Annotated in this window: 12 protein-coding genes; 9 read left to right on the top strand and 3 right to left on the bottom strand. The window is 72.1% G+C overall.

What is annotated here, in order from left to right; all coding sequences use genetic code 11:
* Window positions 1-74: 74 nt before the first annotated feature.
* A complete protein-coding gene (locus OIU81_RS26410; RefSeq protein ID WP_329151666.1) occupies window positions 75-758 on the bottom strand; it encodes a FadR/GntR family transcriptional regulator in 684 nt (227 codons plus the stop codon).
* Window positions 759-921: 163 nt separating this feature from the next.
* Between OIU81_RS26410 and OIU81_RS26405 the strand changes: the two genes are divergently transcribed.
* From OIU81_RS26405 to OIU81_RS26395, 3 genes are all read left to right on the top strand, one after another.
* A complete protein-coding gene (locus tag OIU81_RS26405) occupies window positions 922-1905 on the top strand; it encodes a dihydrodipicolinate synthase family protein (protein ID WP_329151665.1) in 984 nt (327 codons plus the stop codon).
* Between the two features lie 131 nt (window positions 1906-2036).
* Window positions 2037-2666 (top strand): hypothetical protein, encoded by a 630-nt coding sequence (locus OIU81_RS26400; RefSeq protein WP_329151664.1) that lies wholly within the window; start codon window positions 2037-2039, stop codon window positions 2664-2666.
* A gap of 72 nt (window positions 2667-2738) precedes the next feature.
* Window positions 2739-4145, top strand: coding sequence for an MFS transporter (locus OIU81_RS26395; protein ID WP_443074049.1), 1407 nt, complete (start codon window positions 2739-2741; stop codon window positions 4143-4145).
* Between the two features lie 50 nt (window positions 4146-4195).
* Here the strand turns inward: OIU81_RS26395 and OIU81_RS26390 are convergent, their stop codons facing one another.
* The gene (locus OIU81_RS26390) at window positions 4196-4438 is read right to left on the bottom strand and encodes a hypothetical protein (RefSeq protein ID WP_329151661.1); all 243 of its coding nucleotides are present in this window, start codon (window positions 4436-4438) and stop codon (window positions 4196-4198) included.
* A 65-nt stretch (window positions 4439-4503) separates the two neighbouring features.
* Here OIU81_RS26390 and map point away from each other — a divergent pair, with 65 nt between their 5' ends.
* Together map and OIU81_RS26380 are read left to right on the top strand one after the other, a co-directional pair.
* A complete protein-coding gene (map, locus tag OIU81_RS26385; RefSeq protein WP_329151659.1) occupies window positions 4504-5361 on the top strand; it encodes a type I methionyl aminopeptidase in 858 nt (285 codons plus the stop codon).
* A gap of 214 nt (window positions 5362-5575) precedes the next feature.
* Window positions 5576-6283 (top strand): biliverdin-producing heme oxygenase, encoded by a 708-nt coding sequence (locus tag OIU81_RS26380; RefSeq protein ID WP_329151657.1) that lies wholly within the window; start codon window positions 5576-5578, stop codon window positions 6281-6283.
* 42 nt (window positions 6284-6325) lie between these two features.
* Here OIU81_RS26380 and OIU81_RS26375 read toward each other — a convergent pair whose 3' ends face one another.
* Entirely contained in the window at window positions 6326-6991 is a 666-nt protein-coding gene (locus tag OIU81_RS26375; RefSeq protein WP_329151655.1) for a PhzF family phenazine biosynthesis protein, read from the bottom strand.
* Window positions 6992-7323: 332 nt separating this feature from the next.
* Here OIU81_RS26375 and efeO point away from each other — a divergent pair, with 332 nt between their 5' ends.
* The 4 genes from efeO to OIU81_RS26355 all read left to right on the top strand — a co-directional run bounded on the left by efeO (window position 7324) and on the right by OIU81_RS26355 (window position 11778).
* Window positions 7324-8478: an iron uptake system protein EfeO gene (efeO, locus tag OIU81_RS26370; RefSeq protein ID WP_329151654.1), complete on the top strand. Its 1155-nt coding sequence runs from the start codon at window positions 7324-7326 to the stop codon at window positions 8476-8478.
* A gap of 28 nt (window positions 8479-8506) precedes the next feature.
* On the top strand, window positions 8507-9856 hold the full coding sequence (gene efeB / locus OIU81_RS26365; RefSeq protein ID WP_329151653.1) for an iron uptake transporter deferrochelatase/peroxidase subunit: 1350 nt from the start codon (window positions 8507-8509) through the stop codon (window positions 9854-9856).
* Between the two features lie 67 nt (window positions 9857-9923).
* Window positions 9924-10916, top strand: a complete 993-nt coding sequence (gene efeU, locus OIU81_RS26360) for an iron uptake transporter permease EfeU (protein WP_329151652.1) — start codon at window positions 9924-9926, stop codon at window positions 10914-10916.
* A complete protein-coding gene (locus OIU81_RS26355) occupies window positions 10903-11778 on the top strand; it encodes a hypothetical protein (RefSeq protein WP_329151650.1) in 876 nt (291 codons plus the stop codon). Before efeU ends, OIU81_RS26355 begins: the two co-directional genes overlap by 14 nt.
* The last annotated feature ends 4 nt before the right edge of the window (window positions 11779-11782 follow it).

Genomic DNA, 11782 nt, shown 5'->3' with positions numbered 1-11782 from the left:
ACCACCACGACGCCTTCGCGGGACCGCCCGGCACCCCGCCGCCGTTCGCCGCTATGCCCCGCCGCCGTTCGCCGCTATTCGGTCAGCCGGCGCCGGATCCCGTCGAAGTGCCGATGTATCGCCTCCACGGCGCGGTCCCCGTCGCCCGCCTCCAGCGCGTCGACGATCTCCAGATGCTGACGGTAGGTCACCTCCGGGTCCGGCCGGTCGTCGGAGAGGTCCTCGCGCACCCGGCGCAGCGCCGCCCAGAACGCGTCCAGCACCTCGCTCAGCAGGTGGTTGCCCAGCGAGCGGTACAGCGCGAGATGGAAGGCCCGGTCGGTGGCGCTGAGCACCTCCCCGCCGCGCGCCTCCTCCGCCATCCGCTGCACCAGCCCCTTGAGGACGGTGAGGTCCTCGGCGGGCAGCGCGCGGGCGACGGCCTGAATCAGACCCGCCTCCAGCGCCTCGCGGACCTCCATCAGCTCGTACAGGCTCGCCTCGCCCTGGTGGTGGCGGACGGCGGCGCGGAAGGCGACCCCCTCGACGAACGGCTCCAGGGTCAGCGGGCCGACATAGGTGCCGAAGCCGTGCCGGATCTCCACGATGCGCATGGCCTGCAGCGCCTTGAGCGCCTCACGCACCGAGTTGCGGCTGACGTCGAGCAGGCCGACCAGGTCGGCCTCGGTGGGCAGCGGATCACCCGACGTCAGTCCACGGCGCAGGATCAACTGCTTGATCTGCGCCTGCACCTCCTCGGACATCGTCCCTCGCGCCATGGAAACTCCCTCTCCCGCTCCCGCGTCTGCCGTGCCGCCGGCCCGTCCGCCGCCCGCCCCGACGGGGCCGCGGATCCTTGACCGACCGCCTGTGAACAGGTCTATTGTGCTCGACATAGGACATCCCATGTCCTATGTCCTGACTCGGAGGTCCGGAGCTCTCATGGCACTGCCCGCACCCCTGCACGGCGTCATCCCCCCGGTCTGCACCCCGCTCGGCCCGCACGGCGAGATCGACACCGCGTCCCTGACCCGCCTGGTGCACCACCTCCTCGACGGCGGTGTGCACGCGCTGTTCGCCCTCGGCTCCACCAGCGAGGTCGCCTATCTCACCGACGTCCAGCGCCACACCGCACTGGAAACCGTCCTCGAGGCCGCCGCCGGCCGGGTGCCGGTGCTCGCCGGGGTCATCGACACCACCACCCCGCGGGTGCTCGACCACGCCCGGACCGCGGCCGCCCTCGGCGCCGACGCCCTGGTCGCCACCGCGCCCTTCTACACCCGCACCCATCCCCGGGAGATCGCCGCACACTTCCGCCATCTGCGGGCGGCCGTGGATCTGCCGCTCTTCGCCTACGACATCCCCGTGGCCGTCCACAGCAAGCTGGCCCCGGAGCTGGTGCGGGAGCTGGCCGAGGACTCCACCCTGGCCGGGCTCAAGGACAGCAGCGGCGACGAGGGCGCCCTGCGCCGCCTGCTCACCGCCCTCGGCGGCCGCACCGGCCGGCACCGCGGCCCCGCCCCCGGCTTCGCCGTCCTCACCGGTTCCGAACTGACCGTGGACGCAGCCCTGTTGGCGGGTGCGGACGGCGTCGTCCCCGGCCTCGGCAATGTCGACCCGGCCGCCTATGTGCGCCTCTACGACGCCGCCCGGGCGGGCCACTGGGACCGGGCGGCCGCCGAACAGGAGCGTCTGGTCACCCTGTTCTCCATGGTCGACGCCGGCCCCGAGTCCGAGATGGGCCGCAGCTCCGCCGCCCTGGGCGCGTTCAAGGCGGCCCTCCATCTCCTCGGCGTGACCGCCCGGGGCACCACCGCCTTTCCGCAACGCCCGCTGGGCGAGCAGGCCGTGGCGGAGGTGGCCCGCCGGCTCGACGCGGCCGGCCTGCTGCCGGCACGACAGGACCGAGGGGCACAGCGCGACTGAAGGGCCTGGAGGGGGAACTGGGGCGCCGGGGAGCCGAAGCGCCGGTGCGCCGCCGGCGCGCAAGTCCCGTATGGGTGACCCCCGTTGCATTCGCGCCCGTGGCGCGCCGTGGTGCGGCAGGATGCCGGGCCATGGATGCCGTACGCGTCGCCTTGCTGCGTGAAGTCCTCGCCGGGACCGAGTGGGTGCAGGCCACCCGCCGCTTCGCCGGGGCGCTGCGGTCCTCCGTCGCCCCGCACCGCGGCGGGCTGCTGCTGGTCGGCAGTACCGCGTACGAGCCCTGGCACCTGGCCGCCCACCTCGACGACGAGGCCGCCTGGTCGGGCCTGCCGGAGCTGTCCCCGACCCTGGTGCGCCATCGCGTCCCGGGCGGGGCACCGGCCCATCTGGCGGTCGGGCTGGGCCGGCTGGAGGCGGCCGGGCGGGGCGAGACGCTGCTGGTCGTCGCGCCGGGGGCACCGGGCGCCGGGCTGCTGGAGCGGGTGCACGACGCCCGCCGCAACGGCGCGACGGTGCTCGCCCTGGACGGCGGCGACCGCGATCTGCACGCCCTGGCCCATGACGCGCTCGCCGCTCCCCCGGCTCCGCCCGCCGGCGCCTCCGCGGCCTCGCCGGACCTCGACCTCGACACCGTCCAGCATCTGGTGAGCGCGGCCGCCGGGGAGAACTGCCTGCCGCCGTCCCGCGGCCGCCGCCGGTTCCGGGACCGGCTGGCCCGCCTCGCCGACCAGTTGACCGCCCCGCCGCCCCCGCGCTGGTAGCCCTCCGCCCGGCCGCGCACGGCCGGAAAAAACCCTTTGCGCCACCTTGTGCCCGCGGGCGAGGGTGCTGCGGTGACTTCGGACGGCCCCCCACGTGACTCCCCCTCGCCCACTGCCCGCCGGCGCCTGACCGCGCTGCTGCCGGATCTGGCGCCCTGGCGCACCTCGCGCGACTTCCGGCTGCTGTGGTGCGCGGGCGCGATCACGGTCTTCGGCACCTTCCTGACCGTCGTGGCGCTGCCGCTCCAGCTCAAGGAGCTGACCGGCTCCACCCTCGCGGTCGGTGCGCTGGGCGCGGTGGAGCTGGTCCCGCTGCTGGTCTTCGGTCTCTACGGCGGTGCGCTCGCCGACTCCGTGGACCGCCGCCGGCTGATCGTCGGCAGCGAGCTGGCACTCGGCCTGATCTCCGCGCTGCTGCTGGTCAACAGCCTGCTGCCGCACCCGCTGGTGTGGCCGCTGTACGCGGCGGCCGCGCTGTCCAGCGCGCTGACCGGGCTGCAGCGGCCGGCCCTGGACGCGATCGTGCCGCGGATCGTGCGGCACGACCAGCTCGCCGCGGCCGCCGCACTCAACGCGCTGCGCTGGCAGATCGGCGCCATCGCCGGACCGGCCCTGGCCGGCGGACTGCTCGCCCTTGCCGGACTGCGCTGGGCGTACGCCATCGATGCGGTCACCTTCGTGCTCTCGGTGCTGCTCTCCCGCAAGCTGGCGCCGTCACCCGCCTCGCACGACGCCGAGAAACCCTCGCTGCGCGGGATCGCTGAGGGCGCGCGCTATGCCTGGAGCCGCAAGGAGCTGCTCGGCACCTACGCCGTCGACGTGATCGCGATGCTCTTCGCCTTCCCGCTGGCGATCTTCCCGTTCCTCGCCGATGACCTCCACGCGCCCTGGTCGCTGGGGCTGATGTACGCGGCGCTGCCGGCCGGCTCCCTGCTGGTGAGCCTGACCAGCGGCTGGACCGGGCGGGTCCACCGGCAGGGCCGGGCGATCGTGCTGGCGGCCGCCGGCTGGGGCCTGGCGATCGCCGCCGCCGGGCAGCTGCGGCAGGTCTGGGCGGTGCTGCTCCTGCTGACCCTGGCCGGCGCCTTCGACATGGTCAGCGGCATCTTCCGCTCGGCGATGTGGAACCAGACCATCCCCGACGAGCTGCGCGGCCGGCTGGCCGGCATCGAGCTGCTGTCGTACGCGTCGGGCCCGCAGCTGGGCCAGGTGCGGGTCGGCGGGATGGCGGCGCTGACGGGCGTGCGGGCGGCGGTGTCGGCGGGCGGTCTGCTGTGCTTCGCGGGCGTCGGGCTGCTGGCCCTGGGGCTGCCGAAGCTGAGGGCGTACGACGCCAGGACCGACGAGCACGCCCGGCGGATGCGGGAGCGCCGGGCCTCCGCGGCGGACGCCCCGGCGGACGGCCGGGCCGGTGACCGGGCCGCTGACCAGGGCCGACCCGGGGCGGACGCCCAGGACACGGACCCGGCACCGGTCTGAGGCCGGACGAGCCCGGGTGGCAGGAGCCCCGCCGCCCGGCCGCTACGCGGCTACTCGTCCTCCCCGCCGCCCGTCCCCTGCCCCGCGCTCTTGTCGTGCCACTTCGGGTCGGTCTCCCACTCCAGATTCCGCTCGCGGGCGGTCTCCATGGCGTGCGACGCCTCCTCGCGGGTGTCGTACGGACCGAAGCGGTCGGCGGCGCGGCACTCCGGCCCTTCTTCGACCGTCTGGTGCTTGAGGCAGTAGAACCACTCGCCCGGCTTGCCGACCGTACGCCTCTTGAACAGCGCCATTGCCGCCTCCTGTGGATGTTTTGTGCCACCATCCTGCCCGACGGCCCGCGGATACACTCGCTGACATGTCTGGCCAGTCACTCCTTGCCCCGGGGAAGATCTCCCCCACCCGCCCCGTCCCTGCCTCGATCCCGCGCCCCGAGTACGTCGGGAAGGACGCGCCCACCCCGTACACGGGGCCCGAGGTGCAGGATGCCGAAACGATCGAGAAGATGCGGATCGCCGGCCGGATCGCCGCGCAGGCGATGGCGGAGGCCGCCAAGCTGATCGCGCCGGGCGTGACCACCGATGAACTGGACCGGGTCGCCCATGAGTTCATGTGCGACCACGGCGCCTACCCGTCCACCCTCGGCTACCGCGGCTTCCCCAAGTCCCTGTGCTCCTCGCTCAACGAGGTCATCTGCCACGGCATCCCGGACTCGACCGTCCTCAAGGACGGTGACATCGTGAACCTCGATGTCACCGCGTACCTCAACGGCGTGCACGGCGACAACAACGCCACCTATCTGTGCGGCGACGTGGACGAGGAGTCCACGCTGCTGGTGGAGCGCACCCGTGAGGCGCTCAACCGCGCGATCAAGGCCGTCAAGCCGGGCCGGCAGATCAACATCATCGGCCGGGTCATCGAGTCCTACGCCAAGCGCTTCGGCTACGGAGTCGTCCGTGACTTCACCGGTCACGGCATCAACTCCTCCTTCCACTCCGGCCTGATCGTTCCGCACTACGACAGCCCGCACCACACCACCGACATCAAGCCCGGCATGACGTTCACCATCGAGCCGATGCTGACGCTGGGGTCCCACGACTACGACATGTGGGACGACGGCTGGACGGTCGTGACCAAGGACCGCAAGCGGACCGCACAGTTCGAGCACACACTGGTGGTGACGGACACCGGGGCCGAGATCCTCACGCTTCCCTGACCGGGAGCGGGGCGGAGATCCGCACGCTTTCCTGACCGGGAGCGGGGCGGGCCTTTACCGACAGGATGTCGGGAACCGGCGTAGGCTGGCTGTCGACAGGACGTCGGGAACGGGCTGACTCAGGTAAGCCTCAGCAGTTGTCTGAGTCCAGGCGTCGGCGACCCGGCGCGGCCGGCCCGCTCCCGTCCGCCCCCTCGGTCCCCGGAGGCCCGCCTTGGAAGCGTCCAGCCCGCGTCCGTCCGCACCGGCCGTTCCGTCCGCACCATCCGCCCCTTTCACCCCTTTCTCTACAGTTATCCGCACCGCGTCCCACGAACAGCACACCGAGGCCGAGAACTCCTCCTTCATGAGCGATCTCCTCGGCGGCGGGCTCGGCATCCCGGCCTACCGGCGCTACACCGAACAACTGTGGTTCGTCTACCGCGCCCTGGAGGACGTCTCCGACACGCTCGCCGCCGACCCGGTGGCCGGCCCCTTCCTCCGTCCGGAACTGGCCCGCACCGCCGAGCTGGAGCGCGATCTCGCCCATCTCGGCGGGCCCGGCTGGCGCACCGGACTCACCCCGCTGCCGGCCACCGCCGCCTACGCGGACCGGGTCGCGACCTGCGCCCGCACCTGGCCGGGCGGCTTCGTCGCCCACCACTACACCCGCTATCTCGGCGACCTCTCCGGCGGCCAGCTCATCCGCGGCACCGCCGAGAAGACCTGGGGCTTCGCCCGCAAGGGAGACGGGGTGCGGTTCTACGTCTTCGAGGACATCCCCAACCCGGCCGCCTTCAAGCGCCGATACCGGGCGCTGCTGGACGCGCTGCCGGTCGACGACCTGGAGAAACAGCGCGTGGTCGACGAGTGCAAGCACGCATTCCGGCTGAACGGCGCGGTCTTCCGGGAACTGGGCGAGCAGTTCCCGCTGAGCGCCTAGCGGGCCACCGCGCCTTCCCCGCGACCGGCGGTCGTACGGGTACTACGGCGCCTGACGGCACACCCGCCCCCCGACGGAGATGATGCCGTCGGGGTGGAGGCGGGTGAGGATCTGCGAGCCGGCGCCCTGGCGGATGTCGAGCGGGCGGCCCAGCTCATGGGTCAGCAGCATGGCCGCGGCGCCCGTCGCCTCATCCTCGGCAATACTCTCGCCGCGCCGCGGGAAGCCCCGGGCCCGGACCACGCCGGCGGCCTCGTCCTGCCAGGCCCAGGCGTAGAGCCAGCCCTCGCCCGGCGGCGGCGCGGGCAGCGCGTCGACCTCGGCGGGCGAGGCATGGCGCCGGGTGGTGCGGGCCGGAACCCAGGCGGCGCGTCCGCGCACCCAGGTCAGATCCCCGTCGAAGTCGACCTCGACCGCACCGGCCGGCGGGCGAAGGATGCGCGGCGGCCGCCCCAGGCTCCGCAGCAACCAGGCCAGACCGACCAGCGGATGCCCGGCGAACGGGAGTCGGGAGCTCGGCGTATGGATGTCGACGGTGCCGCGGTCGGCGTCGTCGAGGAAGACGGTTTCGCTGAAGCCGAGTTCGGCCGCGAGCGCGGCGCGTCCCGCGGCATCGGGGACGGCCGCCCCGTCGCACACCACGCCGAGCAGATTGCCCGCGTCCCCCTCCGGGCCGCAGAACACCCGGAGCACGTCGAGTTCGGCCATCCGGACAGTGAAGCGCACGGCCGGCCGGGGCGCCCGGGCCGCCCCGCCCTCCGGCGCACACCGGTCCGCCGGGGGGCTCCACCGGCCCTCACCCGCCCGTCACACCCCGCCGGCACACCCGGTCCTTACCTTGACCGGCGCATGACGCTTCCGTGACCCGGCGCGGGCCGATCCGTAACCGGGCCGTTGTCCATGAGAGCGGGATCACGGGAAACCGCGGGCAGGAATAGGTAAGCCTCACGTAAGTTAGGGCTGCCTTAGTGGCGATCTCAGTGACCGTCTATCGTCCCGTACGTCGAATCCGTACATCCGAGCCCGCTTGGAGCCCCGTTATGCGAGCCCTTCGCACCTCCGCCGTCGCCGCCATAGCCGCGGCGACGGCCGTTACCGCTGTCGCCGGCTGCGCCGCGAAGAGCGACGGCAAAGGAGGCGGCGGCAAGGGCACGGTCGAGGTGACCGCCACCGACAGCAGCTGCGAGCTCTCGACCAAGGAGTTCCCCGCCGGACACGTCCGCTTCGCGGTGCAGAACAAGGGCTCCAAGGTCACCGAGGTGTATCTCTACGCTCCCGGCGACCGGATCGTCACCGAGCGGGAGAACATCGGGCCCGGCACCCACGCGGACATCACCGCCGAGGTCAAGGCCGGTTCGTACGAGATCGCCTGCAAGCCCGGCATGAAGGGCAACGGCATCCGTCAGAAGGTGACCGTCAGCGGCAAGGGCGCGAGCGCCACGCGCGACCCCAAGCTGGACGCCGCGGTCACCGCCTACCGCACGTACGTGCAGGAGCAGGCCGACCAGACCCTGCCGAAGGCGCAGAAGTTCGCCGACGCGGTCAAGGCCGGCGACCTCGACGCCGCGAAGAAGGCGTACGCCGTCTCGCGGGTCGGCTGGGAGCGCACCGAGCCGGTCGCCGAGTCGTTCGGTGACATCGACCCCAAGGTCGATGTGCGCGCCGACGGTGTGGAGAAGGGCCAGAAGTGGACCGGCTGGCACAAGCTGGAGCAGTCCCTGTGGGAGGAGAAGAAGATCTCCGGGGACGACAAGAAGCTCGCCGATCAGCTCATCACCGACCTGAAGGACTGGCAGAAGCGGGTCGGCAAGGCCGAGATCACCCCGACCAGCATGGCCAACGGCGCCAAGGAACTGCTCGACGAGGTGGCCACCGGCAAGGTCACCGGTGAGGAAGAGCGCTACAGCCACACCGACCTGATCGACTTCCAGGGCAACGTGGAGGGCGCTCAGAAGGCGTACGAGCTGCTCAAGCCGGTCGTCGGCAAGAACGACCCGGCGCTCGCCAAGGAGCTGGACAAGCAGTTCGCGGCGATTCGCGCGCTGCTCGCGGCGCACCGCGACAGCAAGTCCGCCGACGGCTTCGCCTCCTACGACACGGTCGACAAGGCCGAGCGCAAGAAGCTCTCGGACGGGGTCAACGCGCTGGCCGAGCCGCTGTCGAAGCTGGCCGCCGCCGTGGCCACCACCAAGTAACGGTTCGCCGCCAGGCCAGGGGGTCAGGATGACGCAGGACAACGGCACGACGACGCAGGACGGCACCGGAGACGGTGGCGGAGAGGGTGGCGGGCAGGACACCGCCGCGCAGAACGGCAACGGGCGGGCGCCCTCGCGGCGTGCGTTGCTCGGCTGGGGCGGTGCGGGCCTGGCGCTCGGCGCGGTCACGGCCGGCGGGACGGCGGCGGCGCTGCGTGCCGGCGGCGACGCCCAGCCGGCCGGCGCGGACGCGACCGCGGGAGCGGCCGTCCCCTTCCACGGCGCACACCAGGCCGGAATCGCCACCGCCGTGCAGGACCGCCTGCACTTCGCCTCGTTCGATGTCACCACTGACGATCGCGACGAGCTGATCGCGCTGCTCAAGGAGTGGACGAAGGCGGCGGCGCGGATGACGGCCGGGGACACGGTCGGCGACGGCGCGGTCGGCGGTCTGGCGGAGGCGCCGCCGGACGACACCGGCGAGGCACTCGGCCTGCCGCCGTCCCGGCTCACCCTGACCTTCGGCATCGGCCCGACGCTGTTCGAGAAGGACGGCAAGGACCGGTTCGGCATCAAGGCCCGGCGGCCCGAGGCGCTGATCGACCTGCCGCAGTTCCCCGGCGACAACCTCGACAAGACGCGCAGCGGCGGCGATCTGTGCGTCCAGGCCTGCGCGGACGACCCGCAGGTGGCGGTGCACGCGATCCGCAACCTGGCCCGGATCGGCTTCGGCAAGGTCGCCATCCGCTGGTCCCAGCTGGGCTTCGGCAAGACGTCCTCGACGACGCCGGAGGCGCAGACCCCGCGCAACATGTTCGGCTTCAAGGACGGCACCCACAACCTCGCCGGCACCGACACCGCCGCGCTCGACAAGCACGTCTGGGTCGCGGACGGCGCGGCGAAGGGCAAGGAGCGCTGGATGGCCGGCGGCTCCTACCTCGTCGCCCGCCGCATCCGGATGCACATCGAGACCTGGGACCGCACCTCGCGCAAGGAGCAGGAGGACATCTTCGGCCGCGACAAGGGCGAGGGCGCACCCGCCGGCCGGAAGCACGAGCGGGACACCCCGCACCTGAAGTCGATGCTGCCGACCTCGCACGTCCGCCTCGCGCACCCGGACTCCAACGGCGGGATCCGGATCCTGCGCCGCGGCTACTCCTTCACGGACGGGACGGACGGCCTGGGCCGGCTGGACGCGGGGCTGTTCTTCCTCGCCTACCAGCACGATGTGCGCCAGGGCTTCGTCCCCCTCCAGAAGCGGCTGGCTGCGGGCGACGCGCTCAACGAGTACATCCAGCACGTGGGTTCCGCGGTCTTCGCGGTGCCGCCGGGCGTCCGTCACGCGGACGACTGGTGGGGCCGGGAGCTGTTCGCCTGACACCGCCGGCGCCGGAACGTCATCGCCGCCGCCCCATGAACTGTACGAAGGAAGGGAAGAAACCGACGTGTTCGGCAACTACCTGATCGGTCTGCGCGAGGGACTGGAAGCCAGCCTCGTCGTCTGCATTCTCATCGCCTATCTGGTCAAGACCGGCCGGCGGGAGGCGCTGCGCCCGGTCTGGATCGGCATCGCGCTCGCCGTGGTCCTGTCGTTCGCGTTCGGCGCGGCGCTGCAATTCGGGTCCGAGACCCTGACGTTCAAGGCGCAGGAGGCGCTCGGCGGCTCACTGTCGATCATCGCGGTGGGCCTGGTGACGTGGATGGTCTTCTGGATGCGGCGCACCGCGCGGCATCTGAAGAAGGAGCTGCACGGCAAGCTGGACGCGGCCCTGCAGATGGGCACCGTGGCGCTGGTGGTCACCGCGTTCCTGTCGGTGGGCCGGGAGGGTCTGGAGACCGCGCTGTTCATCTGGACCGCCGCCCAGTCCGCCAACGACGGGGTACGGCCGCTGATCGGCGCGCTGCTGGGGCTGCTGACGGCGGTGGCGCTGGGCTGGCTGTTCTACCGCGGCGCGGTGCGGATCAACCTGGCGAAGTTCTTCACCTGGACCGGCGGCATGCTGGTGGTGGTCGCGGCGGGCGTGCTGGCGTACGGCTTCCACGATCTGCAGGAGGCGGACGTGCTGCCGGGGCTGACCTCCCAGGCGTTCGACATCAGCGCGCAGATCCCGGCCGACAGCTGGTACGGCACCCTGCTGAAGGGCATCTTCAACTTCCAGCCGGACCCGACGGTTCTCCAGGTCACGGTGTGGGCTCTGTATCTGATCCCCACGCTCCTGTTCTTCTTCGCCCCCGGTAGGGTGTCGCCGAATCGTGCCACCCCGGCGGCCAACCCGTCCGCCCCGGTCGCCCCGAAGGAGCCCGAGCCCCATGACACGCAGGTCGCCGTTCCGGGTGCCCGCAACACTGACGTCGGCAGCGGCGGCGCTGGTGATACTCAGCGGGTGCATGACGGTGCACGGCGAGAGGGAGATGCTGCCGGCGGTGTCGAAGACTGAGGGCGCCAAGGCGCTCCAGCAGTTCACCGACGGCTTCAACGAGGCCAACCGTCAGCTGAACCCCCAGCTCAATCCCTCGTTCGAGGGGGGCGCACTGCTCGCCATCGACCAGGCCGGGATAAAGGCGGCACACGCCGTCCGGCCGCAGGGCAACCCGGGCTTCCGGGCGCTGGAGTTCAAGGACGCGCAGTTCACGGTGCCCCAGCAGAAGGGCTGGCCGAAGTACTTCGTCGCGAACGCGGCCAGCAACCGCAAGAACGCCGCCGGTCAGTTCACCCGCTGGTTCCTGGTGTTCAGCCGCAACGGCATCGACGAGAAGTGGCGCGCGGTGTATCTGGCGACGTTCCCGGGCAACAAGGCGCCGGAGCTGAAGACGGACCGGGACGGCTACGCGGAGGCGGTGCCGGCCGGCGCGGACTCCGGTCTGACGGTCGCCCCGGGCGAGCTGAGCCGCAGCTACGCGGACTACCTCAACACCGGCAAGGGCAGCACCTTCGCCCCCGGCCGGGAGACCGACGGCTGGCGGGCGCAGCGCGCGAAGGACGCCAACCGCCCCGGTGTCCGCATCATGTGGGACGACACCGCCGCGACCTATCCGCCGGTGTCGCTGCGGACGAAGGACGGCGGTGCGCTGGTGTTCTTCTCGACCGTCTACCACCAGCAGAAGACGGTGTTCGCCGGCGCGACGATCACGGTGTCGGGGGCCTTGAAGGGCCTCCTGGAGGGCCCGCCGAAGAAGACCAACCGGATGGCCTTCACCACCGTCTCCGGCCAGACGGTGACGGTGCCGGCCAAGAGCGCCGGCGGGAAGGTCGCGGTGCTGAACCGGATCGAGGCGAAGACGGCGGTCCGGCCGCTGTAGCCGT

This window comes from Streptomyces sp. NBC_01454 (assembly GCF_036227565.1).
Classification (GTDB): Bacteria; Actinomycetota; Actinomycetes; order Streptomycetales; family Streptomycetaceae; genus Streptomyces.
The sequence above is the reverse complement of the archived record's forward strand: the minus strand, read 5'-3'. Positions and strand labels throughout refer to the sequence as shown.

What these genes read in the sequence shown, in the direction of transcription:
- map (WP_329151659.1), top strand. Translation starts at nt 4,504, where the DNA reads ATGTCTGGCCAGTCACTCCTTGCCCCGGGGAAGATCTCCCCCACCCGC.
- OIU81_RS26390 (WP_329151661.1), bottom strand. Translation starts at nt 4,438, where the DNA reads ATGGCGCTGTTCAAGAGGCGTACGGTCGGCAAGCCGGGCGAGTGGTTC.
- efeO (WP_329151654.1), top strand. Translation starts at nt 7,324, where the DNA reads ATGCGAGCCCTTCGCACCTCCGCCGTCGCCGCCATAGCCGCGGCGACG.
- OIU81_RS26410 (WP_329151666.1), bottom strand. Translation starts at nt 758, where the DNA reads ATGGCGCGAGGGACGATGTCCGAGGAGGTGCAGGCGCAGATCAAGCAG.
- OIU81_RS26400 (WP_329151664.1), top strand. Translation starts at nt 2,037, where the DNA reads ATGGATGCCGTACGCGTCGCCTTGCTGCGTGAAGTCCTCGCCGGGACC.
- OIU81_RS26405 (WP_329151665.1), top strand. Translation starts at nt 922, where the DNA reads ATGGCACTGCCCGCACCCCTGCACGGCGTCATCCCCCCGGTCTGCACC.
- OIU81_RS26375 (WP_329151655.1), bottom strand. Translation starts at nt 6,991, where the DNA reads ATGGCCGAACTCGACGTGCTCCGGGTGTTCTGCGGCCCGGAGGGGGAC.
- efeB (WP_329151653.1), top strand. Translation starts at nt 8,507, where the DNA reads ATGACGCAGGACAACGGCACGACGACGCAGGACGGCACCGGAGACGGT.